The sequence below is a fragment of the Arsenophonus endosymbiont of Bemisia tabaci Q2 genome (assembly GCF_902713415.1).
Classification (GTDB): Bacteria; Pseudomonadota; Gammaproteobacteria; order Enterobacterales; family Enterobacteriaceae; genus Arsenophonus.
In genome coordinates this window covers 1-1,732 of sequence record NZ_CACTIE010000273.1, presented here as the reverse complement: position 1 = coordinate 1,732, position 1,732 = coordinate 1, and the positions used below count along the sequence as shown (strand labels likewise).

Annotated in this window: 2 protein-coding genes and 1 pseudogene; 1 reads left to right on the top strand and 2 read right to left on the bottom strand. The window is 36.1% G+C overall.

The window, feature by feature from the left end:
* Positions 1-379: 379 nt before the first annotated feature.
* Positions 380-592, bottom strand: a pseudogene (locus ARSQ2_RS15130) (RNA-binding S4 domain-containing protein).
* 8 nt (positions 593-600) lie between these two features.
* On the bottom strand, positions 601-1,473 hold the full coding sequence (gene folD / locus ARSQ2_RS11160) for a bifunctional methylenetetrahydrofolate dehydrogenase/methenyltetrahydrofolate cyclohydrolase FolD (protein WP_181995335.1): 873 nt from the start codon (positions 1,471-1,473) through the stop codon (positions 601-603).
* 135 nt (positions 1,474-1,608) lie between these two features.
* Between folD and ARSQ2_RS15125 the strand changes: the two genes are divergently transcribed.
* Positions 1,609-1,732: IS630 transposase-related protein (locus tag ARSQ2_RS15125; RefSeq protein WP_420837781.1), on the top strand; the 124-nt coding region annotated here is incomplete at its 3' end.

Genomic DNA, 1,732 nt, shown 5'->3' with positions numbered 1-1,732 from the left:
AACGCGATACAGATGCAGAGCCAATCCGAAATTGCTTCGCTGTTTCTCGGATACTCAACCCTTCTTCTTCCATCGTAAATATCACTTTACGTCTAAAATTAATTGAATAGCTCATATAAATAATGTCATCAAAATTAAGTCGCTTAGCTATATAAGATGTTCTTGTACCTTTAAAACATTAGAAAGTTTAGCCAGAATAATTTCTGCTCCAGAGACAGAAGAAAATTTTACTATTGTTACCTGATAAGAATAATATTATGAAATATTCACTCATTAGCTTTAAAAGCTGTAAATCATTACTTAAAAATGAGTAAAAAATTAAGCAGAAAATTAGCCCCCATTATAAGGTGCATTGTTAAATATTTTTTATAATTGATGATTACTCTTTAACTATTACGCTGTTATTAATTAAAGTGACAATATTATTTTTGCTAATTTTACAGCGTTTACGGGTTTAAATTTTACCATCAACTTTTACATCGCCTTGGGCGATAAGTGCTTTGGCTGCAGCGCCGCTATCCACCCAACCTTGCAATTTCAATAAATCACATAATTTAATATAAGCCTGCCTATTTAGATGAAAGGTTTCCATTTTATCGCCTATTGGTTAGTATTTTGAATATCATGATATTCTTCATAAGCTTGTAAGGTATTTTGCATAAGTGTTGCCACTGTCATTGGGCCAACGCCACCAGGCACAGGAGTGATCCAGCTAGCGCGTTGTTGTGCTTCTTGATAGCAGACATCGCCAGTAACTGTGCAATTTTCAAGCCGATTAATTCCCACATCCATAATAATGGCACCCCGTTTTATCCATTCACCCGGAATAAAATTTGGTTTACCAACAGCGACAACTAATAAATCAGCCTGCTCTATATGTTGACGTAAATTAGTAGTAAAGCGGTGGCTGACAGTAGTTGTACAACCAGCAAGTAACAATTCCAGGCTCATTGGGCGACCTACGATATTTGAAGCACCAACAATAACTGCATTTAAACCAAGTAGATTAATTTGGTAGCGCTCAAGTAAGGTAATAATGCCGCGAGGTGTACAAGGGCGTAGTCTTGGGGCTCGTTGGCAAAGACAGCCTATGTTATAAGGATGAAAACCATCAACATCTTTGTCTGGATGTATATGTTCTAGTATCTTGATATAGTCAATAGTCTTGGGCAGTGGTAATTGAACCAGGATGCCATCAATTGCCTTATCATTATTAAGTTGATCAATTAATTGTAAAAGTTCAGACTCAGTGGTTTTTTCCGCTAAATCATATGAGCGAGAAACAAAACCAACCGCTTCACAAGTACGACGTTTGCTATTTACGTAGATATGTGAAGCCGGATCATTACCGACTAAAATGACTGCAAGTCCGGGAGCTCGCTTGTCTAGTGACAGTCTCAATTTAACTTTTTCGGCAATTTCCTGTTTGATTGTTTCGGAAATCATTTTTCCGTCAATAATTTTTGCTGACATTTATTTCATAAATCCATAAAAACATTCTGATACTGCTATTTTGTCAGAAGAAAGGGATGCTGTCAGTTTTATTAGTAGTCAGAAAATGAGCAGATAGATATAGCTAAGCGACTTAATTTTGATAACATTATTTATATGAGCTATTCAATTGATTTTAGACGTAAAGTGATATTTACGATGGAAGAAGAAGGGTTGAGTATCCGAGAAACAGCGAAGCAATTTCCGATTGGCTCTGCATCTGTATCGCGTTGGATTAATC

What these genes read in the sequence shown, in the direction of transcription:
- folD (WP_181995335.1), bottom strand. Translation starts at nt 1,473, where the DNA reads ATGTCAGCAAAAATTATTGACGGAAAAATGATTTCCGAAACAATCAAA.